Here is a 23,175-nt window from a genome sequence, read left to right as displayed (position 1 = left end):
GGAACGTTCGGCGCTGGGCCGGGATCTTACGAATTCGGCGTCTTCGGGCTGCCCGATGGAAGCCTGCGCGGAGTCGAGGACTTGGAGGCCTTGACGCTCGCGCCACCGGAGCAGGCGGTGCCACGGCACACCGGTATCGCCCGGGGATTGCGGCAGGCCCTGGGNGGAACGTTCGGCGCTGGGCCGGGATCTTACGAATTCGGCGTCTTCGGGCTGCCCGATGGAAGCATGCGCGGAGTCGAGGACTTGGAGGCCTTGACGCTCGCGCCGCCGGAGCAGGCGGTGCCACGGCGCACCGGTATCGTCCAGGGATTGCGGCAGGCCTTGACGGCCACCGGTCCCCTGCCGAATCCGCTCGGCCTCGCCGCCTCCTTCATGCATGCCGGCCTCGACGTCCTCGGGGGCAACGCGCGGCCGGCCTGGTCCGTCGAGCTTCGATTCCGGGACGGGGTCCACGCTCTGGTCCGGACCGATGCCGAGACGGCCGCGCAGATCGAGCGGGATCGGGAGGTGGTGCAGCGCGCCAGCCTGCGCCTGCCTCCATCCCGCCCGGCAGTACCGCCGGCCGAGACCCAGCCCCAGATGCCCGAAGAGGCGGAGGGCGAGGCCGCCTCGACCGACGCGTCCGTCCCCGATGGGCAGACCCTGGCCTCCCTCTTCGCCTATGAGAAGCGCGGAGGCCGCGTGCGCCGCCTGTCCAAGGCACTCGACGGCGCCTGATCCGCCGCGAGGGTAAGGAGATCAGCCCGTGATGATGCTCACATGGGCCGCAACGACCCTCCAGCCGTCGGGGAAGCGGATCCATGTCTGGCTCTGGCGTCCGATGCGCCCCGGGGTGCTCGACCGGGTGAACAGCGTCATGGCGATTCCGGTATCGCATCCGTAGGTGGTTATCACCGTTTCGCTCAGGTCGCGGGCCAGGCCCTCGGGCGACCGCGCCCGACGGAAGGCGCGGATTGCCTCCATCCCGTAGAGGTTCTCGGCCCCGCCGTAGCGGATCGTGCGCGGATCATCGTGGAACAGGGCCTCCAGCGTCGGCACGTCGTTGCCCACCAGGGCTGCCTCGTAGGCCGCGAAGGCGGCCTCCACCTCGGCCTTCACAGCCGGATCGTCGATGATCATCGCGGTCTCGCTCACAGGTTCGCCACGGGGGCGCGGACGACGCCGTCCCGCTCCAACTGGTGCGCCACGCGCAGGGCGTGGTCCTCGCGCCAGGGGGCGGCGATGACCTGAACGCCGAGGGGCAGGCCGTCGTCCAGGCGCACGGGCACCGCCACCACCGGCAGGCCGATGAAGGATATCGGCTGGGTGAACACCCCGATATTGGCCCGCACCGGCAGGGTCACCCCGTCGAGGACGAAGGTGGCCTGGCCCGAACGGGGCGCGCGGCAAGGCGTGGCGGGGGCCAGGATCACGTCGACCTCGCGGAACAGATCAAGGACGGCGGACCGGTACCAGCGGCGGAAGCGCTGCGCACGCTCGATCAGCGGGGCCGGGATCATCGCCCCGGCGATCAGCCGGTCGCGTACAGCCGGATCAAAATCCTCCCCCCGGGTCCGGAGGCGGTCGAGATGGAGGGCAGCTCCTTCGGCTGCCGTGATGAGGTAGGCCGCCGCCCGGGCGCGGGCCGCCTCCGGAATCGCGACGCTGCGCGTGACGCCGAGGGCCCGGGCGATGGCGGCCACCGCCGCAAACGCCTCGGCGTCGCCACCGCGCGCGAAGTAGCCGCCCGCCACCGCAACGCGCAGGTTCCCGAGCCCGTCGGTGAGGTGAGACAGGGCCGGCTCTGCGGGGCGCGTCGTGGCCACAGGGTCGTTCGGGTCCGGCCCCTGCATGGCGTCGTAGCTCAGGGCGAGGTCCGTGACGCTGCGCGCCATGGGCCCGACATGGTCGAGGCTGCCCACGAAGGGAAAGCTGCCCGCCCGGGTCAGGCGGCCGTAGGTGGGTTTGAGGCCGAAGCAGCCGCAGAAGGTGGAGGGGACACGGATCGAGCCGTTGGTGTCGGAGCCGAGGGCGATCGGCACCAGCCCGGCCCCGACGGCCCCTCCCGAGCCTCCGGACGAGCCGCCGGACATGTGGCCGAGATCGTGCGGGTTCCGGGTCGGTCCGTCATGGACGTTCTCGCCGGTGAAATCGTAGGCGTACTCGCCCATGTTGAGGCCGCCGACGAGGATCGCGCCCGCCGCCTCCATGCGGCGCACCAGGGCGGCATCGCGCTCCGCCGGGGCCCGATCGCGGTTGATCTTCGCGCCGGCCCGGGTCGGCAGACCGGCGATGTCGAACAGATTCTTGACCGCAAAGGGAACGCCAGCCAGCGGCCCCAGGGGCTCACCCCGGCCCCGGGCCGCATCCAGGGCCTCGGCGCGGGCCTGGGCGCGCGCGGCGAGAATCTCCGTGAAGGCGTTCACCGCGCCGTCGACCCGCGCGATGCGCGCCAGGGTCGCGGCGACGTTCGCGCAGGCGCTGGTGGTCCCATCCCGAAACGCCGTCGCCAGCGCCTCAGCCGTCATCGTGCTCGGATCATGCATCGTGTCCGGACCGCTCATGCTTCGTAGACCGGGGCGGCTTCCGCCTCGTCGGGCAGGGAAAACTCGGCCACATGCGCGGCGGCCGTGCGCAGGACGGCGAGATTGCTGCCGATGGCGCCGATCCAGGCCGGGTCGAGGGGAATCGCGAGCAGCCCGGCTGCCGCTTCGATGTAGGCGTCGAGGCCGCCGGTGGACGGGTCGTTGCGCTCCGACATGGGTTTTCTCCCAGTGATGTCCCTCCGCGCGACCGGAACGCCGGCGGCGTGGCGGGGAGTTCTTCTGCCGGCAGGGCGGCGTGGGTCGAGGGCGGGATTCGCGGCGCGATGGCCGCCGCCCGCGCGGCCCCAACGAGCTGCCCGGCCACCCGGGTGTAAGCAAGCGCCAGGCCGGCCGTCACCGCGGGCCTGTGCGGAAAGCCGGAAACGATGGGGGCCGAACAGCGCAGGCCGCGGAACCCGCCCTTAGCGTGCGCCGCCGAGGGCTTCGACCACCGCCGCCGAGGAGGAGACCCAGCCGAAGATGCCGCCCTGGGCGGCGATCATCGCGAGGCCGACCCGGTGGAACTCGGGGCGGTAAGAGGCGCAGCCATCCCCGATCGCCACGCAGCGGTAGCCGCGGTCGTTGGCCTCGCGGATCGTCGTGTGCACGCAGACCTCGGTGGTCACCCCGCAGACCAGCAGGGTCGCGATGCGGCGGGCGGAGAGGACCGCGCGGAGATCGGTGGCGTAGAAGGCGCCCTTCCCGGGCTTGTCGATGACCACCTCGCCCCGGATCGGCGCCAGTTCGGGAACGATGGCGTGGCCCGGTTCGCCGCGGATCAGGATGCGCCCCATCGGACCCGGCGCGCCGATGCGCGCGGTGGGCGTCCCTCGCTCCAGCTTGGCCGGCGGCGCATCGGAGAGGTCGGGCTTGTGGCCCTCCCGCGTGTGCACGATGAGAAGGCCGGCACTCCGCGCCGCCGCCAGCACCGCCCGGATCGGGGGCACCGCCGTCTGCAGCAGGGTGACGTCGTTGCCGAGGGTTTCGCCGAAGCCGCCCGGCTCCAGGAAGTCGCGCTGCATGTCGATGATGACCAGTGCGGTGGTCGCCGGATCGAAGGTCAGAGGGGCGGGGTCAGCCGCGATGACGGGAAGCATGCTCGGGGCACCGGGCCGGAGGGCGCGCGACCCGGGAGGGACGGCGTCGCGTTCCGCCCCGATCCCGAATCTTCGGTAATCATGGATGCAGGGTCCGCCGGAGACACGCCCAAATGATGCGCGGCGCTGCATCCTTCCCATGCAGGTTGGGCCGGCCCGCGCCTCGGCGCCTCAGGCGCAACGAGGCTTGCCCGCCGGGAGGCAGGACCGATTTCCGGACGGGACGCACCCACGTCGCGTTTCCCAAGCGGTCGCGTCCCGTCGGACGCGAGAGACCAGGCGGCGTATGGCCGCCAAGACCACTCGGCCACGAAGGCGCGGAATCGGCGGTCCGGGGCGTGGACGCCGCAGGCGAAGGACGTCTCGATGCTCAACCATGATGCAACCCTGACTAGAAATTAGACCATATGGTCTAACTCGTGTTCGTCCCGTGGCGCTTCCCCGTCGCGCGCCTGCCGATGTTCAAGCCCGCGAAGGCTCGTTCCCGCAGGGCGAACCGAGGCAATGTTGCGCCTATGCATCACCCCATCTGGTTGTGTGGGAAGGCCGGGCGGGTGGCACATCGGTTGCGGTCAATTGCCCCAACGGGTGCTTAATCCCGGGGGGACTTTATCGATGATCGCGACATTCACACGACCGCTGGTGGCCGCCACTCTGAGCCTCGCCACCCTGATGCCGGCCCTGGCCGCGGACCTCGCCAAGGAGAAGGCGCCGGTCGCACCCGTGGAGGTGCCCTCCGGGTTCTTCCTGTTCTCCGACACGCAGATCAGCTACCGCTACCAGTTCCCGGCCGCCAGGCCCGGCTCCCAGATCCAGCGCGCCGACGGCAGCTTCCGCAACCAGGACGCGCCGAAGCACATCCTCAACATCTCGCACGCCGATGCCTGGGCCTACGGCACCAATTTCTTCACCCTCGACATCCTCAAGTCGGGATCGCAGTTCTCGGCGGGCACCACCGACGGAACCGGTGCGCCGACCTTCTACGATTACGGGAACACCGAGGCCTACGGCCTCTATCGCGGAACCCTGAGCCTGAACGCCCTGACGGGGACGAAGGCCTTCGTGGTGCCCGGCATCATCAAGGACGTGTCGCTCGCCTACGGCTTCGACGCCAATGCCCAGAACGATGCCTTCGGCTCCAAGAAGCGCGACGTGGTCGGCGGTCTGAACTTTGCATTCGACGTCCCGGCCGGGTTCCTCAGCGCCTCGGTCCATGCCTACAAGGAGTGGAATCGCAACGGCTTCAACGTCGCTCCGAACCGGGATACCAGTTTCAACACGGTCCCGGAATTCGAGATCGTCTACAGCTTCCCGCTCGCCTTCACGGGTCTGCCGCTCAGCATCGCGGGCTTCAACAATATCGTCCTGCCCAAGGGGCGCGGTGTGAACGATCCGTCCGCCTTCGCCACCAACCCGAAGACGGGTCTCGAATTCCTGTCGCGGACCAACCTCGTCCTCGATGTCGGCAAGCTGATCTACGACCAGCCGAACCGGGTCGACGTCTTCATCGGCTTCCAGTACTGGCTCAACAAGTTCGGCAACATCGAGCGCGCCAACTTCAAGGGGACCGAAGAGAAGAGCTTCCTGGCCGGCGTCTCCTTCCACGTCTTCTGAGGGCTGGCACCTGTTCTCACGACGGGCTCCTTGCCCGGAACGACCATCCACGCAAGCGATGGTCTGCATGACGAGGCCGGATTTCCATCCGGCCTCCGGATTTCCGGACGGGCCATGGTGATGGCCGGTCCACATCGAGGGAACACCGGATCAGCATGGTCGAGACCCCCGCGACGCGACGTCTCTGGATCCGCAACCCGCTGGCGATCCTGGCGCCGGATTCCGCCGGGGGCCTCGTCGTCGCGGGCTCCCGCATCGTCGAGCGGGTGCCCGCGGGAGGTATGCCCGCCGCGCCCGTCGACGAGATCTTCGACGCCGGCCGCCACGTGGTCGTCCCGGGCCTCGTCAACACCCATCACCACTTCTTCCAGACGCTCACCCGCGCCCATCCGGCGGCGATCAACAAGCCGCTCTTTCCCTGGCTGAAGGCGCTCTACACGGTCTGGGACAGGATCACCCCCGAGGCGTTCCGGCTGGCGACGCGTCTCGCCTATACCGAGCTGCTGCTCTCCGGCTGCACCACGGCCGGCGATCACCATTACCTCTTCCCGAAGGGGCTGGAATCCTCCGTCGACATTCAGGTGGAGGAGGCCGGGCCTGTCGGGATCCGCGCCTTCGTCACCCGCGGCTCGATGAGCCTGTCCGAGCGCGACGGCGGCCTGCCGCCCGAATGCCTGACCCAGGACGACGACACCATCCTGGCCGACAGCGAACGGGTGCTGCGCCTGTTCCACGACCCCAAGCCCGGCGCGATGGTGCAGATCGGGCTGGCCCCCTGCTCGCCCTTCAACGTGACGAAGCGGCTGATGCGCGAGAGCGCGGCGCTGGCCGAGCGCCACGATTGCCGCCTGCACACCCATCTCGGCGAGACGCTCGACGAGGACCGCTACTGCGTCGAAATGTTCGGCCAGCGCCCGGTCGATTACCTCGAGGAGGTCGGCTGGATGGGCCCGCGCACCTGGCTCGCCCACGGCATCCACTTCAACGACGCCGAGGTGAAGCGCCTCGGCGCGGCCGGCGTCGGCGTCTGCCACTGCCCGACCTCGAACATGACGCTGGCCTCCGGCCAGTGCCGGACCTGTGAGCTGGAGGCCGCCGGCAGCCCCGTCGGCCTCGGCGTCGACGGGTCGGCCTCGAACGACAGCTCGAACCTGATGGAGGGCGTCCGTCACGCCCTGATGATCAACCGTCTGACCTACGGCGCCGAGGCCGTGACCCATCTCGACGCCCTGCGCTGGGCGACGGAGGGGTCCGCGGCCTGTCTCGGGCGGAGCGACATCGGCCGGATCGCGGAGGGCTGCGAGGCGGACCTAGCCCTGTTCACCCTCGACGAACTGCGCTTCTCCGGCGCGCACGATCCGCTGGCCGCCCTGGTGCTCTGCGGCGCCCACCGGGCCGACAGAGTGATGGTGGCGGGGTCGTGGCGGGTGATCGACGGCCAGCCCCTCGGGATGGAGACCGGCCAGCTGCGCGAGGCCCATACCCGCCTCGCCCACGCGCTGTTCGGGACGCTCTAGCGTGGCCCCCGTCGTCCCCCCTGCCCGCACGGAGGGGCCGACGCCTCTCTTCGGCGCGTACGGCATCGTCAAGCGCTTCGGCGCCTTCACGGCCAATGACGGGGTCGATCTCGAGATCCGGGCCGGCGAGATCCACGCCCTGCTGGGCGAGAACGGCGCCGGCAAGTCGACCCTGATGAAGATCCTCTACGGGCTCCTGGAGCCCACCGAAGGGGTCGTCACCCATCGGGGCGATGTCGTGCGCCTCGCCCATCCGGAGGCCGCCCGCGCCCTCGGCATCGGCATGGTGTTCCAGCATTTTTCGCTCTGCGAGAACCTGACGGTCGCCGAGAACATCGCCCTGGTGATGCCCAAGGGCCTGGGCGGCCGAGCCCTGAAGGCCCGGATCGCGGCGGTCGGGACGACCTACGGCCTGCACCTCGACCCCGACCGGCCAGTCTGGTCGCTCTCGGCCGGCGAGCGCCAGCGCATCGAGATCATCCGCTGCCTGCTGCAGGACCCCAAGCTCGTGATCCTCGACGAGCCGACCTCGGTGCTCACCCCAGGCGAGGCCGAATTGTTGTTCACCGTTCTGGAGCGCCTGCGCGACGAGGGCCGGGCGCTGCTCTACATCTCGCACCGCCTCGACGAGGTGCGCCGGCTGTGCTCGCGCGCCACCATCCTGCGCGGCGGCCGGGTGGTGGGGGCCTGCGATCCCCGCGCCGAGACCGCCCGCTCTCTCGCCGCCCTGATGGTGGGGGCACAGGTAGGCGCGGTGACGGCGCCCGCCGGCGTGGCGACCGGGCCGGAGCGCCTGGTCCTGTCCGGGCTCACCCTCCCCGCCCCCGGCCTGCACGGCACCGCCCTCGATGGCATCTCGCTGAGCGTGCGCGGCGGCGAGATCGTCGGCCTCGCCGGGATCGCCGGCAACGGGCAGGCGGAGCTGTTCGACGCCCTCTCGGGCGAGACCCTGGCGCCGGAACCCGGCATGGTGCGGTTCGACGGCGTCGAATCCGGGCGCCTCGGCATCACCGCCCGGCGGCGGGGCGGCGCCGGCTTCGTGCCCGAGGAGCGCAACGGCCATGGCGCCGTGCCGACCCTGAGCCTGTCCGACAACGCGATTCTGTCGCGCCACGCCACGGCGCGCCTGAGCCGCTTCGGCGTCCTGCGCCGCGCGGCCGCCAAGGCCCTGGCCCGGGACGTGGTCGCGGCCTTCGACGTGCGCAAGGCGGGCCCCGATCCCGCCGCCGGCACCCTGTCGGGCGGCAACCTGCAGAAATACCTGATGGGACGCGAGATCCTGGCCGAGCCCGGCATCCTCGTGGTCAACCAGCCGACCTGGGGCGTCGACGCCCTGGCGGCCGCCCATATCCGGCAGGCGCTGCTCGACCTCGCGGCCCGCGGCGCCGCCGTGCTGGTGATCAGCCAGGACCTCGACGAACTGTTCGCGATCACCGGCCGCATCGCCGTGCTGCATCACGGCACCCTGTCGCCGGCGGCGCCGGCCGCCGAGACCACCCGCGAGGCCCTGGGGCTGCGCATGGGCGGGGCGGCGCCGGCCGAGGATCTGGTGACGGGCGCGCCGGACCACGCCCGGGAGGCGGCCCATGCGCATTGACCTGACGCCGCGCATCGGCCGGTCGGCCCTGATGGACGCGCTCTCGCCCATCCTGGCCTTCCTGGCCGCGCTGGTGATCGGCGGGCTCGTCGTGGCCGTCCTGGGCCGCTCGCCGGCCGCCGCCTTCGTCACCTACTTCGTGGCGCCCCTGAGCGAGGTCTGGTCGCTGCAGGAGGTGGCCATCAAGGCCGCGCCGCTCGCCCTCATCGCCACCGGCCTCGCCTTCTGCTACCGCGCCAACATCTGGAATATCGGGGCCGAAGGGCAGTTCGTCGTCGGCGGCCTGTTCGGCGGCTGGATCGGCGTCGCCGCGCACGGGATCCCCGGCGACCCCCTCTGGGTGCTGCCCCTGATGCTTCTCGTCGGCACGGGGGCCGGCATGGTCTACGGGCTGATCCCCGCCCTCCTCAAGGTGCGCCTCGGCGTCTCCGAGATCCTCACCAGCCTGATGCTGGTCTACGTGGCCGAACTGCTGCTCGACTACATGGCGCGCGGCCCCTTGCGCGATCCAGCGGGCTTCAACTTCCCCCAGAGCGTCACCTTCGACGACGCTGCCCGCCTGCCCTACCTGATGGAGGGCGGCACCCTGCATGCCGGCGTCGCCCTCGCGCTGGCGGTCGTGGTCCTCGCCACCCTGGTGCTCGGCCGCACCCTGTTCGGCTTCGCCGTGCGGGTGGTGGGGGCGAGCCCGCGCGCGGCCCGCTTCGCCGGCTTCGGCGACGCACGCCTGACGCTCGCGGTCTTCGCCGTCTCCGGCGCCGCCGCGGGGCTGGCCGGCATCAGCGAGGTGGCGGGCCGGATCGGCCAGCTCCAGCCCTCGATCTCGCCGGGCTACGGCTTCACCGCCATCATCGTGGCCTTCCTGGGACGGCTCTCGCCGCTGGGGATCCTGGTGGCGGCCCTGGTCATCGCCCTGACCACCATCGGGGGCGAGGGCGCGCAGATCGACCTGAAACTCCCCCTCGACCTGACCCGGGCCTTCCAGGGCCTGCTGCTCGCCCTGGTGCTCGGGGCCGACGCGCTGTCGCGCTACAGGGTCCGCTTCGTGCCGGGAGCGACCGCGTGACCGTTCATGGCCTGACCCTCGACATCGTCCAGATGGTGCTCGTCACCATCGTGGCCGCCGCCACCCCGCTGATGATCGCGGCGCTCGGCGAACTCGTGGCCGAGCGCGCGGGCGTGCTCAACCTCGGCGTCGAGGGCATGATGGTGCTGGGCGCCGCCGCCGGTTTCGCGGTGGCGGTGGAGACCGGCTCGACCTTCGTCGGCGCAGTGGCCGGCGCTGGGGCGGGCCTCGCCCTCTCGGCCCTGTTCGGCCTCCTCACGGTGGTGCTGAGCGCCAACCAGGTCGCCTCCGGACTCGCCATGACGATCCTGGGTCTCGGGCTCTCGGGCCTCGTCGGGGCCTCCTATGTCGGCCTCAAGCGCGATCCGGCGCCGCATCTCGCCCTGCCCGGCCTCACTGACCTGCCCGGCCTCGGCCGCCTGCTCTTCGGGCAGGACGGCTTCGTCTATCTCGCCTTCGCGCTGGCGGCCGGGGTGTCGTGGTTCCTGTGGCGCACCCGCGCCGGCCTGATCCTGCGGGCCATCGGCGACGACCACACTGCCACCCACGCGCTGGGCCTGCAGGTGCGCAGGGTGCGCTTCCGCGCGGTGCTGTTCGGCGGCGCCTGCGCGGGTCTGGCCGGGGCCTACCTGTCGCTGTCCTACACCCCGTTCTGGGCGCCCGCGATGACGGCCGGGCGCGGCTGGATCGCCCTGGCCCTCGTGGTCTTCGCCTCGTGGCGCCCGTTCCGGGTGCTGGCCGGCGCCCTGCTGTTCGGCGGCGCCACGGTGCTTCAGCTCAACGCCCAGGCGGCCGGCCTCGGCCTGCCAGGGCAGGCGCTCTCCGCGCTGCCCTACCTTGCCACCATCCTGGCCCTGGTCTTGCTCTCCCTCGGCAGGCGCGGGGGCGGCTCCCTCGCCCCGGCGGCCCTCGGCCGGGTCTTCACCCCGCACCGGTAGGCGCGCACTCTCGAAGGATCTTTGAACGATGCGGATCGTGCAGGGGGCCCTGGTGGCCGTTCTCGCCCTCGGACTCGGGGGCGCGCAGGCGCAGGAGAAGAAGCCCGGCGAGAAGCTGAAGGTCGGCTTCGTCTATGTCGGCCCGGTGGCCGATTACGGCTACTCGTACCAGCACGACCAGAGCCGCAAGGCGCTCGCCGCGGCGCTGGGCGACAAGGTCGAGACCAGCTTCCTCGAGAACGTGCCGGAGGCCGACAGCGAGCGCTCCATCGAGAGCTTCGCGCGCTCCGGCTACGGCCTGATCTTCACCACCTCGTTCGGCTTCATGGAGCCGACCCTCAAGGTCGCCAAGAAATTCCCGAAGGTGAAGTTCGAGCACGCCACCGGCTACAAGCGGGCGCCCAACGTCTCGACCTACTCGGCCCGCTTCTACGAGGGCCGCTACGTCTGCGGCGTGATCGCCGGGCGCCTCTCGAAGACGGGCACGTTGGGCTACATCGCCTCGTTCCCGATCCCCGAGGTGGTGAGCGGCATCAACGCCTTCATGCTCGGCGCCCAGTCGGTGAACCCCGACATCAAGATTAAGATCGTCTGGGTGAACACCTGGTTCGACCCGGGCAAGGAGGCGGAGGCCGCCAAGGCGCTGCTGGCCCAGGGCGTCGACATCCTGTCGCAGCACACCGATTCCGCCGCGCCGTTGCAGGAGGCGGAGAAGCAGGGCAAGCTCGCCTTCGGACAATCCTCGGACCAGATGCGCTTCGCCCCCAAGGCCCAGCTCACCTCCATCGTCGACGACTGGGACGGCTACGTCGTCGGCGAGGCCAAGGCCGTCCTCGACGGCACCTGGAAGAGCCACGACACCTGGGGCGGCATCAAGGACGGCATGGTCGTGCTGGCGCCCTTCGCCAACATGCCCGACGACGTGAAGGCCCAGGCCGAGGCCACCAAGAAGGCGATCGCGGACGGCACGCTCCTGCCCTTCCACGGCCCCGTCTTCAAGCAGGACGGCAGCGAGGCGGTGAAGGCCGGCGAGAACGCTCCCGATCCGATGATCCTCGGCATGAACTGGTACGTGAAGGGCATCAGCGACACGCTGCCGCGATAGGGGGTTCGAGAGCCCTCTCCCACCGCGGGGAGAGGGACCGGTGTTCGACGAAGAGGTCGCATGAGACACGCCATCCGCTTCCTCCTCGGGCCCGACGCGCGCACGATCGAGGCCTGCGACCCGACTCTGACGGTGCTCGACTGGCTGCGCGGTCCCGAGCAACTGATCGGGACCAAGGAGGGCTGCAACGAGGGGGATTGCGGGGCCTGCACCGTGGTGGTGGTCCGCCCCGAGGGGCCGTCCGGCGCCGAGCGCCTGCGCTACCGCGCGGTGGATGCCTGCATCACCTTCCTGGGGATGCTCGACGGCTGCCAGCTCCTCACCGTGGAGCACCTGCGTGGGGCCGACGGCACCCTCCATCCGGTCCAGCGCCTGATGGTGGAGGAGCACGGCTCGCAATGCGGCTTCTGCACGCCGGGCTTCGTCATGTCGCTGTTCGCGATGACCAAGGATTCTCCTACCAAGGACCTGCTCGCCGAGACCGGCCCGCTCCGAACCTCGGCGAGCCCCATCGACGACGCGCTCGCGGGCAACCTCTGCCGCTGCACCGGCTACGCTCCCATCGTGCGCGCGGCCGAGCGTGCGTTGGCCGCACCGGAAGCGGATACCTTCGATGCCGCCCACGACGCCACCCTCGCCCGGCTGCTGGCCCTGCGCGACGACGAGACCGTGGCGGTCTCCGGGCCGAAGGGCCGCTTCTTCGCCCCCGCCACCCTTCCGGCGCTCGTCGATCTCATGGCCGAGCACCCCCAGGCGACGATCGTGGCCGGGGCCACCGACGTCGCCCTCTGGGTGACCAAGGGCCTGCGCGTCCTCGACCCGGTGATCTGGCTCGGGCGGGTGCGAAGCCTGCGCGTCGTGGGCGAGGGCCCCGATCACCTGTATCTCGGAGCCGGCGTGAGCCTCTCCGAGGCCGGCACGCACCTCGCCGGCCTGCACCCAGATCTCGGGGAGCTCTTCCGCCGCCACGGCGCCGCCCAGACCCGCAATGCCGGCACCCTCGGCGGTAACATCGCCAACGGCTCGCCCATCGGCGACGCGGCGCCGGCCCTGATCGCCCTCGGGGCGAGCCTCCATCTCATCGGCCGTGGCAGCGAGCGCGAGATTCCCCTCGAAGACTTCTTCGTCGCCTATGGCCGGCAGGACCTGCGTCCGGGCGAGTTCGTCGCCGGGGTGCGGGTGCCGAATCTCGGCCCGGAGACGGTCTTTCGCGCCTACAAGATCTCGAAGCGCTTCGACGAGGACATCTCCGCCGTCCTCGGCGCCTTCCGGCTGACCGTCGACGCTGGCACGACCCGGCAGGCCCGCATCGCCTACGGCGGCATGGCGGGCACCCCGAAGCGGGCCGTCCAGGCCGAGGCCGCGCTCATGGGCCAGTCCCTCGACCCGGCCGTCATCCCCGCCTTCAAGGCGGCGGTGGCCCGGGATTTTACGCCCCTCTCGGACATGCGGGCCTCGGCCGCCTACCGCCTCAAGGTCGCCGGCAACCTCATCGAGCGGCTGATCCACGAGGCCGCGCCGGAGGCCCCGGAAACCCGCCTTGCCACCGTCGGAGCGCCGGCCCATGCTTGATCGCACGCCTCCGGCCCCGAAGGTGGACGACCGGATCGCGGGCGGCGCCCACACGCCGCGCATCCACGACAGCGCCGCCCGACACGTCAGTGGCTCGGCCCTCTACATCGACGACATGGCCGAGCCGGCCGGCCTGCTCCACGTCTGCCTGGGGCTGAGCGAACGCGCTCATGCCCGCCTCGTCTCGGTGAATCTGGCGCCCGTGCGGGGCGCCGAGGGCGTGGTCGCGGTGTTCACCGGCGTCGACGTGCCGGGCGTCAACGAGATCTCCTCCTCGCACCGGGACGACGAGCCGATGCTGGCCGAGGACACGGTGTCGTATGTCGGCCAGCCGATCTTCGCGGTGGCGGCCCTGACCCGCGATGCGGCCCGCCGCGCCGCCCGCCTGGCCGTGATCGCCTACGAGGATCTCGACCCCGTCCTCACCTACCGGCAAGCGCGGGCGGACGGAAAACTCGTCTGGCCGCCCATGACCCTGAAGCGCGGCGATTCCGACGCGGGGCTCGCCGAGGCCCCGGGTATCGTCCGCGGCCGGATGGCGATCGGCGGCCAGGAACACTTCTACCTCGAGGGCCAGATCGCCCTGGCGATCCCGGGTGAGGACGACGAGGTCACGGTCCACACCTCGACCCAGCACCCTTCCGAGGCCCAGGCCCTCGTCGCCAAGGTGCTGGGCACGGTGAATTCGGCCGTGACCGCCGAGGTCCGTCGGATGGGCGGCGGCTTCGGCGGCAAGGAGAGCCAGTCGAACCTGTTCGCCTGCGTGGCGGCCCTGGTGGCCAAAACGACCGGCCGCGCCGCCAAGATCCGGCCCGACCGCGACGACGACATGGTCATCACCGGCAAGCGCCACGATTTCGAGGTCGACTACCTCGTGGGGCACGACGCGGACGGGAAGATTCTCGCCGTCGACATGCAGCTCGCCGCCCGCTGCGGCTGGGCCGCCGACCTGTCGGGGCCGGTCACCGACCGGGCCCTGTTCCACGCCGACAACTGCTACCACTACCCGGCGGTGCACCTGACCTCGCGGCCCTACCGCACGAACACCCAGTCCAACACCGCCTTCCGGGGCTTCGGCGGGCCCCAGGGCATGGTGGCGGCCGAGCGGGTGATCGAGGAGGTGGCCTATGCCTGCGGCCTCGACCCGCTGGAGGTGCGCAAGCGCAACTTCTACGGCACCGAGACCGACAACGTCACGCCGTACCACCAGACCATTGCCGACAATTGCATCCGGGATCTGGTGGCCAAGCTGGAAGCGGACTGCGATTACGCCGCCCGCCGCGCGGTTTTGCATGCGGCGAACGAAACCAGCCCGGTGATCAAGCGCGGCCTCGCCCTGACGCCGGTGAAGTTCGGCATCTCCTTCACCTCCACCGCCTACAACCAGGCCGGCGCCCTGGTGCACATCTACAACGACGGCTCGGTCGGCTTGAATCACGGCGGCACCGAGATGGGCCAGGGGCTCTACGTCAAGGTCGCGCAGGTGGTGGCGGAGGAATTCCAGATCGACGCCGACCGGGTCCGCATCACCGCGACCACGACGGGCAAGGTGCCCAACACCTCGGCCACGGCCGCCTCGTCGGGGGCCGACCTCAACGGCATGGCGGCCCGCGCCGCCGCCCAGACCCTGAAGGGCCGCCTCGTGGCCTTCGCAGCCGAGGCCTGGAGCGTCGCGCCCGAGACGGTGCTGTTCCTGCCGAATCGGGTCCGGGTCGGCAACCAGGAGATCGCCTGGGCCACGCTGATCCACAAGGCCTACCTCGCCCGCATCCAGCTCTCGGCCACGGGCTTCTACAAGACGCCGACCATCCATTGGGACAGGGAGGCGGGCCGGGGCCACCCGTTCTACTACTTCGCCTACGGCGCGGCCTGCGTGCAGGCGGCGGTGGACACCCTGACCGGCGAGTACCGGATCGAGCGGGCCGACATCCTGCACGATTGCGGCCGTTCCCTGAACCCGGCGGTGGACCGGGGCCAGATCGAGGGCGGCTTCATCCAGGGGCTCGGCTGGCTCACCACCGAGGAGCTGTGGTGGGACGGCAAGGGCGCTTTGGGCACCCACGCCCCTTCCACCTACAAGATCCCGGCCTGCGGCGACCGCCCGCGCATCTTCAACGTGGCGCTCTACGAGAACCAGAACCGAGAGGCGACGATCTACCGTTCGAAAGCGGTGGGCGAGCCTCCGCTGATGCTCGGCATCGCCGGCCTGCACGCCCTCTCGGATGCGGTGGCGAGCGTCGCCGGCCACCGGTACTGCCCCCGCCTCGATGCCCCGGCGACCCCGGAGCGCGTCCTCGACGCCGTCGACCGGATGCGGGCGCTGGCAGACGCGCAATCTGCGCAGCCGTGAGCGCCGATTCGTCGGAGGCGCTGTCGGAAGCCCTGGCGACCGCCCTCGCGGCGGGCGAGCCGGCGGCCCTCGTCGCCCTGTCGGAGGCGCGGGGCTCGACGCCGCGCGCGGCGGGCACCGCCATGCTGGTGATGCCCGAACGGGTCGCCGGCACCATCGGGGGCGGCACCTATGAATGGGCGGGCATCGCCCGCGCCCGGGCGCTTCTGGCGGCGGGCGAGGCCGAGGCGATCCTGCGCAGGCCCCTGGGACCCGAGACCGGCCAGTGCTGCGGCGGGCACGTGACCCTGGTGATCCACCGGGCCGATGCCGGTACGCTCGCCGCCCTCCGGGCTTCGGAGGCCGAATCCGCCGCACGGGCGCCCCTGGTGATGATCTACGGCGCGGGCCATGTCGGGCGCGCCCTGGCCCTGGCGCTCGATCCGCTGCCCCTCCGTACGCGGATCATCGATGACCGGCCCGAGGAGATCGCACGGGTGTCGGGCGCGCGCGTCGCGCGGATCGTCGGCTCGGCCAGCGCCGCGGCGGAAGCCGCACTGCCCGGAGCCGCCCACGTGGTGGTCACCCACAGCCACGCCCTCGACAGCCTGATCTGCGCCAGCCTGCTGGAGGCGAACACCTTCGCGTATCTCGGCCTGATCGGGTCCGCCACGAAGCGGGCAACCTTCCTCGGCGCCTTTCGGGCGATGGGCCTGGACGAGGCCGCGCTGGCTCGCCTCGTCTGCCCGATCGGCGGGACGCGGGTGCGCGACAAGCGCCCCGCGGTCATCGCCGCCCTGGCGGCGGCCGAACTCCTCGCCGCCTTCGCGTCCTGAGCCTCAGGGACGTCCGGGTGGTGGGGGAGGCGCCTCGGTGCCGCGCACCGGCCTCTCCTCGATCGGAATGCCGCCGGCCCGGGGCGGAACCGGGATCGCGTCGCCGCTGCGGATCGCCTCCGCCTCGTTGCGGGGGCCGGCCCGCCCCTCGGTTCCCCCCGGGGCGGTGGCAGCCTCCATGCCGGCGGGCGCGCCGGCGCCCTGGGCCAGGACCGGTCCGGCAAGGCCGAGGGAGAGGCTGAGAAGGCTGAGCACACGGATCATGCGGTCTGGTTTCCTGGAAGCGGATGGTCGAGGCGGTTTCAACGGTGGCGGCGGGTGAGCGCCGGCTGGTGGCGGGCCTTGTGCCGGTGTCGGAAGGCGGAGCGGCCGCGCAGGCCGCCTGGGGCGGTGACCCGGGGCTGGCCCCCCGGCGCGATCAGGGTGCCCTGGGCCCGGGCGGCCGGGGCAAACATCAGGAGACCCGTCAGGAGCAGCACCGCGGCAAGACCGCGCGCCATCAGGGTCCGAACCGAAAGCCGATGCGTCAAATCCCATCCTCCCTGCGCCCCACGTGACCGGGGGCGATCAAGTTGCACGCAAAGGACATGCCGGAGCGGACTGAAATCACAAGGCTTTGTCACATCGTGCCGATGCCGCGGTCTCGGACCGCTCAGCTGCCGCGATAGGTCTGGTAGCTCCACGGGCTCGCCACCAGGGGCACGTGGTAATGCCCTTCCGGATCGGCGACCCCGAAGCGCAGCGTGACGATGTCGAGGAAGGGCGGTTCGGGCAGGCCCGGACAGGTGGCGCGGAAGTGATCGCCGATGCGGAAACGCAGCTCGTAGGCGGCCACCGGAACGGGGCGTCCGCCGATCAGCGGCGCATCGGTGCGCCCGTCGGCATTCGTCACCGTCCGGGCGACCAGCACGGTCTCGGTCTCCGACACCCATTCGTGGAGCTCCACCGGGATTCCCGGCGCCGGCCGGCCCGCCACGGTGTCGAGGACGTGGGTGGAGATCCGGCCCGTGACGCGCGGCGCGCCCGGCCCGCTCACCAGGGTGCCGAGGCGAAGGGCAGCGATGCGGAACACCTCTGCGAGGGCGGTCCGGCGCTCGCTCTCCGGGTCGGCGGCGAGGCGTGCCTGAAAGGTGCGCAGCAACGAGGCGCGACCGTGGCGCTTGACGCAGAGGATGAAGGGAAACCCGAAGGTCCGGCCATAGGCCGCATTCAGCGCCGCGAACCGCGCGTCTTCCGCCTCCGAGAGCCGATCGAGGCCGGCGGCCGCCTGCTCGGCGATGGAGTCGGGGGCGATCGTGCCGGCGTGGGCCGCACGCCCGGCCAGCTCGGGATGGTTGGTGAGAAGGGCGTGGCGGGCCGCCTCGGGCGCGGCGTCGACCGCCTCCTGCAGGGCGGCGAGCAGGGCCTGGACGGTGGGGAACGGTCGCTTCGCGGCGGCGGCCTCGGCGACCCAGGGCGCGTGCTCGAACACGGCCCCGAGGGCGGCAACGAAATCGCCGTGCGAGGCCTGGTTCAGGGCGTCGAGGGTCGGCATCGCGGATTCCATCCTGCGTAAGGTCGGAGGGCCGTGGAAGCCTTAGCAGGCAGCAGGCCATCCGGCGCGGGCGCGTCGCCGCGCAAGGATCGCCAGGCGCGTGAAAATGTGGTCTGGCCGGCGCTCCCGCTCGATCGATGGATGCCGGACGGGCAGCGAGGCGAGGCCAGCCATGATCCGCAAGACGCACCTTCCGCCCGACGCGACGCTGATCCAAGTCGCCGGTGATCTCGCCGAGCCCGAGGAGTACCTGCGCCGGCTCCTCGGGAACATGCGATTCTGCCAGAAACGGCACGGCGACGCCCTGGTGCGGATCGGGGTGACCGGGAAGGGCAAGGGCCGGGGTCTCAGCCCCTCTTACCGGATCGACTACCGGGTGGACGGGGTCGAGACGGTCTTCAACGGTTTCGGCGGCACCTCGCACAGCGCCTTCACCGAAACCAACGTCCGCGAGACGAACTGGAGCCGGGCCCACGCGACGATCCAGGAGGTCCAGCGCCTCTACGACGACCTGCGCAAGGGCCCTCCCCGCGCACCGTGAGCCTGCCGGAGACCCCCGTCCGTCGCCTGCCGATCCGACTTCAGACGAAGGAGGGATCGGCATTTGGCGAAACTGTATGACTTCATACAGTCGAAAGTCTGCTGTGTGAGATGAAGGAAGGCTCGATGCTCAATTCTATAGCAAGCGATCGGCTGTTTCGGGTCGATTAAAGGTTGCATGTCAGATCTCACGGACCAGAAACCCGTGGGTGTGATGAGAATGGCCGGAGTGTCGCCGTCTCGGAGTGAGCCAGTAGCTGTCGAGGTCTTGAGCCAACCTGCGCCGGACCCTCAGCTGGACGCCGTATGCCGGACAGCGGCCGCGCTCTTCGGCGTTCGCTACGCCTTCGTCTCACAACTGGACGGCGCCTGTCAGTGGTTCCTCGGCCGCGAGGGCCTGATCCTTCCGGGCACGCAGCGGGAGATCGCGTTCTGCGCCCACACGATTCGCGGCGAAGCCCATGCGCCCCTGATCGTGCTCGATACCCGTCGTGATCGACGTTTCGCCGCCAATCCGCTGGTCACGGGAGCCCCGTTCCTGCGCTTCTATGCCGGCGTGTCGATCGCTCTGGGTGACGGCCGCCATGCCGGCACCGTCTGCATTGCCGACACCGTTCCGCGCACCGGCTTCAGTGCGGCCCAGGTCCGGCGCCTGTCCGACCTTGCCCTCTTCGTCGAGGCGACCCTGCGCGGGCGCGCCGCCGAGTCGGAGGCCTGTCAGGCGCGCCATCGGGCCGAGGCCTCGGACACCCTCCTCCGCACCACCCTGGAACGCATGGATCAGGGCCTCCTGATGACCGATGCCGCGGACCGGATCCGGATCTTCAACCGCCGCGTGGCGACTCTGATAGGTGTGCCGGAGGAACTCCTCTACGATGGTGCGCCCTTCGCGGCCGTCCGGGCCCACCAGGCGGCGACCGGCGAGTTCGCCCACCTGCCCGACGCCTTGCGGGCCTGGCTGGAGCACGGTGCACCGGAGGCCCGCATCTACGATTATGAGCGCGTCCGCCCCGACGGGACCGTGCTTCAGGTCCGCACCCTGCCCCTGCCGCGGGGCGGGCTCGTGCGGACCTTCACCGACATGACGGCGCGCCGGGCGGCCGAGAGCGCCCTGCGCGCGAGCGAGGGCCGCTATCGGCTCCTCGCCGAGAATGCCAACGACGTCATCGTCCTCGGCGATATCGCCATGCGCTGCCTCTACGCCTCGCCCGCCGTGCGGACGGTCCTCGGTTACGAGCCGGAGGACCTCATCGGAACCACCGCGGCCGAGTTCTGCCACCCCGATGACGCCGCGGCCCTGACGGAGCACTGGTCTTAGCTGAAGGCCGATCGGGAGGGGCGGTTCGTCACCTGCCTGCGGCATCGTCACAAGGCTGGTCACTACGTCTGGATCGAGGCCTCCGTCCGCGTCCTGCCGGATGCGCAGGCCGAGGACCGGATCACCTACGTGGCGACCCTGCGCGACGTCAGCGCCCGTCGTGAGGCCGAGGAGCGGGTCCGTCACATGGCGCTGCACGACGCCCTGACCGGATTGCCGAACCGGACGCTGTTCCGCGACCGCCTGGATCAGGCGATCGCCCATGCGCGCCGGGTTCGGACCGGCTTCGCGGTGCTGGCCTGCGACCTCGATCGCTTCAAGGCCGTCAACGACAGTCTCGGCCATCCGGCCGGCGACGCGCTGCTGCGCATCGTCGCCGAGCGGATGCGCGCGGCTCTGCGGCCCTACGATACCATCGCCCGCCTCGGCGGCGACGAATTCGCCATCGTGCTCACCTATCTCGATGACGCGCGGGAGGCGGCTTGCCTCGCGGAGCGGCTGATCGCGGCGGTGAGCGAACCGATCGATCTCGACGGGCAGAGCGTCGAAGTCGGCGTCAGTATCGGCCTGACCGTCGCGACGGAGCAGGACTGTGACCCGGACGAGCTGTTCAAGCGCGCCGACATCGCCCTTTACGAGGCCAAGGCGGCGGGGCGGAACACCCATCGGGAGTTCGAGCCGGATGCGGGGGCGCGCATCGCCACGCGCGGTCTCCTCGCCCTCGACATGAAGGAAGCGATCCGCCGCGATGCCTTCCATCTCGCCTACCAGCCCGTGGTCGATGCCGCGACGGGGACGGTGGTGGGCTTCGAGGCCCTGATGCGCTGGCGCCATCCCGTGCAGGGTGATCTCGCGCCCGGCGCCTTCATTCCCCTCGCCGAGGAGACGGGGCTCATCGTGCCTCTCGGCGCCTGGGCCCTGCAGGAGGCTTGCCGGGAGGCGGCGGGCTGGCCCGCGCCGATCCGCGTCGCGGTGAACGTCTCGGCGGTGCAATTGCGGCGCCCGGGCCTCGAGGCCACGGTGCTGTCGGCCCTGGCCGCGAGCGGCCTCCCGGCGAACCGCCTCAAGCTGGAGGTGACCGAAAGCGTGCTGATGCAGGATGCCGAGGCGGTCCTCGCCTGCCTGCACCGTTTGCGGGGCCGCGGCGTCCGGATCGCCCTCGACGATTTCGGCACCGGCTACTCCTCGCTGAGCTACCTGCGCCGCTTTCCCTTCGACCAGATCAAGATCGACCGTTCCTTCATCCGCGACATCGCCGATCCTGATGCCGCCGCGATCGTGCGGGCGGTGGTCGGCATCGGCGAGCGCCTCGGCATGGGCATCGTCGCCGAGGGCGTCGAGACCCCGGAGCAACTCGACCTCGTGCGCCGGGAAGGCTGCACGCAGGTCCAGGGCTTCCTGTTCAGCCGGCCGCTGCCGCCGCGGGAGGCGTCCGCCTACATCGCGGCCCGTGCCGACCGGGCCGGAGCCTCACAGGGTCCGCGCGTGGCCGCCGGTCAAGGCTGAGCCTCCGCCGCGCGGGCGGCCGCGACGAGGCGTTCCGCGTCCTCCTTCAGGAGCAGCCGCTCCGCCACCAGGCCGTCCGCCGCGCGGGCGACCGCCGCCGTCCGGTCGCCCCGGGTCGGGTAGCGCTCGGCCAGGGAGCGGCGCGGGTCACCCTTCGCCTCGCGCTCGGCCCGGGTCTCGGCCAGGGGCAGCCGACTGCCCTCCCGGTCGCAGAGCTCGCCCGCCGGAAAGGGCTCGGCGTAGAGGTTCCAGCCGGTCTGGGTCGCGAGCGGGGCAGCGACGTCGGGCAGGCGGATGCCGGCGATCTCGTGGCCGTCGGCATCGACCTTCGGCACTAGGGGGCGGTACTGCGAACCGCCCTCCGGACGGGGATCGACGGCGCTGGCGAAGCGCGCGATCGCGTTCGGGGCATCCGGCAGGCGCAAGCCCGGGATGTAGGGAAACCCGGTCTCCGCGGCGGGCACCAGCGTCCCGTCCGCGAGATTCGGCACGCGGCTCGGCGGCGGCGCGACCCCGCGGGCGACCCAGTCCTCCAGGGCGACCAAGAGGGCGCGCAGGGCCGGGGCGGGGCTCAGAGTGTTGCGCGGATGGAGGCACGGCCCGCGGGCCGCACTCAGGCCGGCGCGCCCGTAATGGAATCCGCTGGAGACGAGATAGGCCCGGGCGGTGTCCGGCAGGGCGACGTCGGTTTGGCCCAGGGAATCGGTGGTGAGGAGCGAGGCCCCCTTCTGCCAGTACTCGGTGCTGGTGTTGACCTCCATCAGCAGCGGGTCGAACCCGTCCCCGCGCAGCAGCGAGCCGGTCCGGCCGGTGACGGGATCGTGCTGGGGAGCGGCCGAGAACGGGAACGCGTTCTCGGGGTAGAGGTGGTCCTCGTGCTGGGTGTTGGTGCGCGAGGGCTGGCCGAAACGGGCATTGAGGTACACCCCGCCGATGCCGGAGATGTGCAGCAGCATCCCGTCGAAGACGCGCCGGCCGTCCTCGTCCTGATTGAAGCCCTGGTGGATGTAGTCCCGCAGGAAGCGCCCGCTCTGGGATATGCCGAGGGCGACCGCGTGGCGGATCGCGCCGCCCGCCGGGTTCTCGGACGAGGCCGGTCCGCGGAGATGGGCGACGACGTCCCGGGTGGCGGCGAAGCCGATGCCGAGCACCTTCGGGTTCGCCGCCGGATAGGTCAGGGTGTAGAGTGTGCCCGGCTCCGGCTTGACGGTGGCGGGCAGGAGGCGGAGCTCGCCGGGCCCGGCGAAGGTCCAGGCACCGTCCGGGACGGGGCGCGGCGTGTCCGCCTCCCGGCGGCGCACGGTGAGGCGGGCGCCGGCCTTGTCGGGGTTCGCCGCCTTGAAGGTGAGGAAGAACGGCGCCTCGGGCGGCCCCCGGGTGGCGCTCACGAGTTCGTCCCGCACGGTCTCGACGATGGGCGCCCCGCCTTGCGTGGCCACCGGTACGTCGATCGCCATGCCGCCCAGCTGACGCAGGGCCTCCGCCTCCCAGCCCGACCAGACCACGGTGTCACCCCGGCGCAGGACCAGGGCGGTGCCCGCATCCTGGGCGGTGCGCGGATCGTTCACCGCCTGGGCCTCCTGCGGGGGCGCGTCGAGGACCCAGTTGAACAGGAACTTCCGGCCGCGGTTCAGCGCCTCGTAGAGCAGCGTGCCGCTGGCGCGGGCCGGATCCTTCGGCCGGAGCATGAACAGGTCGGTGCTGTATTCCACGAGCCCGCGCGTGTTTCGGGGCGCCCGTATGAGGTCGACAATGCCGGCGTTGCGCGGGTCGGCCGGGTCGAGCTCCCCGCGCACGATGCCGATCACCCGTTCGTAGGCGCCCGCCTCGCCGAAGCTCTGGCCGTCGGCGAAGGGCTCGACAATCCGGATCTCGACGGCGGTGACCCGGGCCAGGGCCGGCTGGGCGAGGCCCGCGCAGAGGAGCGCGCCCACGAGAGCGGTGGTCCTGACCATGTGCCTGTTCCTCGCCCGACCAGCGTCAAGCTGCGCTGTTGGTCCAATCTTACACCGGACCGCCCCACGGTCGAGGGCGTGCGC

At 71.3% G+C, this 23,175-nt stretch carries 21 protein-coding genes; 13 read left to right on the top strand and 8 right to left on the bottom strand.

All coding sequences use genetic code 11. From position 1 onward, the window contains the following. Positions 1-165: 165 nt before the first annotated feature. Positions 166-720, top strand: a 555-nt coding sequence (locus ASF20_RS01985; protein WP_210166838.1) for a hypothetical protein, incomplete at its 5' end; no start/stop codon positions are given. 21 nt (positions 721-741) lie between these two features. On the opposite strand, the gene hpxZ is transcribed toward ASF20_RS01985, so the two are convergent. The 4 genes from hpxZ to ASF20_RS01965 form a co-directional block, all read right to left on the bottom strand. Then, a complete protein-coding gene (gene hpxZ / locus ASF20_RS01980) occupies positions 742-1,122 on the bottom strand; it encodes an oxalurate catabolism protein HpxZ (protein ID WP_056270303.1) in 381 nt (126 codons plus the stop codon). Between the two features lie 11 nt (positions 1,123-1,133). Then, positions 1,134-2,510 carry an AtzE family amidohydrolase gene (locus tag ASF20_RS01975; protein ID WP_244476299.1) on the bottom strand — a complete coding sequence of 459 codons (1,377 nt, stop codon included), beginning with the start codon at positions 2,508-2,510 and terminating at the stop codon, positions 1,134-1,136. Positions 2,511-2,542: 32 nt separating this feature from the next. Further along, entirely contained in the window at positions 2,543-2,743 is a 201-nt protein-coding gene (locus tag ASF20_RS01970; RefSeq protein ID WP_056270254.1) for a DUF4089 domain-containing protein, read from the bottom strand. Between the two features lie 246 nt (positions 2,744-2,989). Continuing rightward, a complete protein-coding gene (locus tag ASF20_RS01965) occupies positions 2,990-3,664 on the bottom strand; it encodes an isochorismatase family cysteine hydrolase (RefSeq protein WP_056270251.1) in 675 nt (224 codons plus the stop codon). Positions 3,665-4,279: 615 nt separating this feature from the next. Here ASF20_RS01965 and ASF20_RS01960 point away from each other — a divergent pair. From ASF20_RS01960 to xdhC, 9 genes are all read left to right on the top strand, one after another. Then, the gene (locus ASF20_RS01960) at positions 4,280-5,278 is read left to right on the top strand and encodes a hypothetical protein (protein ID WP_156647929.1); all 999 of its coding nucleotides are present in this window, start codon (positions 4,280-4,282) and stop codon (positions 5,276-5,278) included. 155 nt (positions 5,279-5,433) lie between these two features. Beyond that, a complete protein-coding gene (locus tag ASF20_RS01955) occupies positions 5,434-6,795 on the top strand; it encodes an 8-oxoguanine deaminase (protein WP_056270249.1) in 1,362 nt (453 codons plus the stop codon). Position 6,796: 1 nt separating this feature from the next. Beyond that, complete coding sequence (locus ASF20_RS01950) at positions 6,797-8,392, top strand: ABC transporter ATP-binding protein (RefSeq protein WP_056270247.1); 1,596 nt, start codon at positions 6,797-6,799, stop codon at positions 8,390-8,392. Then, positions 8,382-9,458: an ABC transporter permease gene (locus ASF20_RS01945; RefSeq protein ID WP_056270245.1), complete on the top strand. Its 1,077-nt coding sequence runs from the start codon at positions 8,382-8,384 to the stop codon at positions 9,456-9,458. The genes ASF20_RS01950 and ASF20_RS01945 overlap by 11 nt, the downstream gene beginning before the upstream one ends. Before the next feature lie 11 nt (positions 9,459-9,469). Next, positions 9,470-10,396, top strand: a complete 927-nt coding sequence (locus ASF20_RS01940; protein ID WP_082501129.1) for an ABC transporter permease — start codon at positions 9,470-9,472, stop codon at positions 10,394-10,396. 28 nt (positions 10,397-10,424) lie between these two features. Then, a complete protein-coding gene (locus ASF20_RS01935) occupies positions 10,425-11,501 on the top strand; it encodes a BMP family ABC transporter substrate-binding protein (RefSeq protein WP_056216708.1) in 1,077 nt (358 codons plus the stop codon). A gap of 60 nt (positions 11,502-11,561) precedes the next feature. After that, positions 11,562-13,073 (top strand): xanthine dehydrogenase small subunit, encoded by a 1,512-nt coding sequence (xdhA, locus tag ASF20_RS01930; protein ID WP_056270243.1) that lies wholly within the window; start codon positions 11,562-11,564, stop codon positions 13,071-13,073. Further along, positions 13,066-15,423 carry a xanthine dehydrogenase molybdopterin binding subunit gene (gene xdhB, locus ASF20_RS01925; RefSeq protein ID WP_056270241.1) on the top strand — a complete coding sequence of 786 codons (2,358 nt, stop codon included), beginning with the start codon at positions 13,066-13,068 and terminating at the stop codon, positions 15,421-15,423. The genes xdhA and xdhB overlap by 8 nt, the downstream gene beginning before the upstream one ends. Further along, entirely contained in the window at positions 15,420-16,238 is an 819-nt protein-coding gene (gene xdhC, locus ASF20_RS01920; RefSeq protein WP_082501125.1) for a xanthine dehydrogenase accessory protein XdhC, read from the top strand. The genes xdhB and xdhC overlap by 4 nt, the downstream gene beginning before the upstream one ends. Positions 16,239-16,241: 3 nt before the next feature. Here xdhC and ASF20_RS01915 read toward each other — a convergent pair whose 3' ends face one another. From ASF20_RS01915 to uraD, 3 genes are all read right to left on the bottom strand, one after another. After that, the gene (locus ASF20_RS01915; RefSeq protein ID WP_056270238.1) at positions 16,242-16,502 is read right to left on the bottom strand and encodes a hypothetical protein; all 261 of its coding nucleotides are present in this window, start codon (positions 16,500-16,502) and stop codon (positions 16,242-16,244) included. Positions 16,503-16,540: 38 nt separating this feature from the next. After that, positions 16,541-16,738 (bottom strand): hypothetical protein, encoded by a 198-nt coding sequence (locus ASF20_RS01910; protein ID WP_056270235.1) that lies wholly within the window; start codon positions 16,736-16,738, stop codon positions 16,541-16,543. 152 nt (positions 16,739-16,890) lie between these two features. Next, positions 16,891-17,772, bottom strand: coding sequence for a 2-oxo-4-hydroxy-4-carboxy-5-ureidoimidazoline decarboxylase (uraD, locus tag ASF20_RS01905; RefSeq protein ID WP_056216700.1), 882 nt, complete (start codon positions 17,770-17,772; stop codon positions 16,891-16,893). 172 nt (positions 17,773-17,944) lie between these two features. On the opposite strand from uraD, the gene ASF20_RS01900 reads away from it, so the two are divergent. From ASF20_RS01900 to ASF20_RS01890, 3 genes are all read left to right on the top strand, one after another. After that, positions 17,945-18,313, top strand: a complete 369-nt coding sequence (locus tag ASF20_RS01900) for a hypothetical protein (RefSeq protein WP_056270229.1) — start codon at positions 17,945-17,947, stop codon at positions 18,311-18,313. Between the two features lie 267 nt (positions 18,314-18,580). Continuing rightward, positions 18,581-19,630 (top strand): PAS-domain containing protein, encoded by a 1,050-nt coding sequence (locus ASF20_RS01895; protein ID WP_056270226.1) that lies wholly within the window; start codon positions 18,581-18,583, stop codon positions 19,628-19,630. Positions 19,631-19,759: 129 nt separating this feature from the next. After that, positions 19,760-21,136, top strand: coding sequence for an EAL domain-containing protein (locus tag ASF20_RS01890; RefSeq protein ID WP_056270223.1), 1,377 nt, complete (start codon positions 19,760-19,762; stop codon positions 21,134-21,136). Here ASF20_RS01890 and ASF20_RS01885 read toward each other — a convergent pair. After that, entirely contained in the window at positions 21,127-23,091 is a 1,965-nt protein-coding gene (locus ASF20_RS01885; RefSeq protein ID WP_056270221.1) for an alpha/beta hydrolase domain-containing protein, read from the bottom strand. The two genes, ASF20_RS01890 and ASF20_RS01885, sit on opposite strands and share 10 nt — an antisense overlap. Positions 23,092-23,175 lie beyond the last annotated feature (84 nt).

The organism is Methylobacterium sp. Leaf88, from assembly GCF_001422795.1.
Lineage (GTDB): Bacteria > Pseudomonadota > Alphaproteobacteria > Rhizobiales > Beijerinckiaceae > Methylobacterium.
Note: the sequence above shows the minus strand (reverse complement) of the source record. Positions and strands in the feature narration are given on the sequence as shown.

What these genes read in the sequence shown, in the direction of transcription:
- hpxZ (WP_056270303.1), bottom strand. Translation starts at nt 1,122, where the DNA reads ATGATCATCGACGATCCGGCTGTGAAGGCCGAGGTGGAGGCCGCCTTC.
- ASF20_RS01975 (WP_244476299.1), bottom strand. Translation starts at nt 2,510, where the DNA reads ATGACGGCTGAGGCGCTGGCGACGGCGTTTCGGGATGGGACCACCAGC.
- ASF20_RS01970 (WP_056270254.1), bottom strand. Translation starts at nt 2,743, where the DNA reads ATGTCGGAGCGCAACGACCCGTCCACCGGCGGCCTCGACGCCTACATC.
- ASF20_RS01965 (WP_056270251.1), bottom strand. Translation starts at nt 3,664, where the DNA reads ATGCTTCCCGTCATCGCGGCTGACCCCGCCCCTCTGACCTTCGATCCG.
- ASF20_RS01960 (WP_156647929.1), top strand. Translation starts at nt 4,280, where the DNA reads ATGATCGCGACATTCACACGACCGCTGGTGGCCGCCACTCTGAGCCTC.
- ASF20_RS01955 (WP_056270249.1), top strand. Translation starts at nt 5,434, where the DNA reads ATGGTCGAGACCCCCGCGACGCGACGTCTCTGGATCCGCAACCCGCTG.
- ASF20_RS01945 (WP_056270245.1), top strand. Translation starts at nt 8,382, where the DNA reads ATGCGCATTGACCTGACGCCGCGCATCGGCCGGTCGGCCCTGATGGAC.
- ASF20_RS01935 (WP_056216708.1), top strand. Translation starts at nt 10,425, where the DNA reads ATGCGGATCGTGCAGGGGGCCCTGGTGGCCGTTCTCGCCCTCGGACTC.
- xdhA (WP_056270243.1), top strand. Translation starts at nt 11,562, where the DNA reads ATGAGACACGCCATCCGCTTCCTCCTCGGGCCCGACGCGCGCACGATC.
- xdhB (WP_056270241.1), top strand. Translation starts at nt 13,066, where the DNA reads ATGCTTGATCGCACGCCTCCGGCCCCGAAGGTGGACGACCGGATCGCG.
- ASF20_RS01915 (WP_056270238.1), bottom strand. Translation starts at nt 16,502, where the DNA reads ATGATCCGTGTGCTCAGCCTTCTCAGCCTCTCCCTCGGCCTTGCCGGA.
- ASF20_RS01910 (WP_056270235.1), bottom strand. Translation starts at nt 16,738, where the DNA reads ATGGCGCGCGGTCTTGCCGCGGTGCTGCTCCTGACGGGTCTCCTGATG.
- uraD (WP_056216700.1), bottom strand. Translation starts at nt 17,772, where the DNA reads ATGCCGACCCTCGACGCCCTGAACCAGGCCTCGCACGGCGATTTCGTT.
- ASF20_RS01900 (WP_056270229.1), top strand. Translation starts at nt 17,945, where the DNA reads ATGATCCGCAAGACGCACCTTCCGCCCGACGCGACGCTGATCCAAGTC.
- ASF20_RS01885 (WP_056270221.1), bottom strand. Translation starts at nt 23,091, where the DNA reads ATGGTCAGGACCACCGCTCTCGTGGGCGCGCTCCTCTGCGCGGGCCTC.